Here is a 284-nt window from a genome sequence, read left to right as displayed (position 1 = left end):
TTGGTCGAGGCGTGTGACGTTGCTGATCGTGGGGCTTTGGCTGGGGTGTTGTCGGGGTTGCCGGACAATTTTGCCCTGAGTGGTGTGGTGCATGCGGCGGGTGTGCTGGATGACGGGTTGTTGACGTCGTTGACGCGTGAGCGGGTTGAGCCGGTGTTGCGGGCGAAGGTGGATGCCGCGTGGAATCTGCATGAGTTGACGGCGGGGTTGGATCTGTCGGCGTTTGTGCTGTTCTCTTCGGCGGCTGGGACGTTGGGTGGTCCGGGGCAGAGCAACTACGCGGC

Annotated in this window: 1 protein-coding gene; it reads left to right on the top strand. The window is 63.0% G+C overall.

Annotated features, from left to right (window positions below; all coding sequences use genetic code 11):
* Positions 1–284: KR domain-containing protein (locus VT50_RS38045; protein WP_143645413.1), on the top strand; the 284-nt coding region annotated here is incomplete at both ends.

Origin of the sequence: Streptomyces antioxidans (genome assembly GCF_000968685.2) — a bacterium.
Lineage (GTDB): Bacteria > Actinomycetota > Actinomycetes > Streptomycetales > Streptomycetaceae > Streptomyces > Streptomyces antioxidans.
The sequence above is the reverse complement of the archived record's forward strand: the minus strand, read 5'-3'. Positions and strand labels throughout refer to the sequence as shown.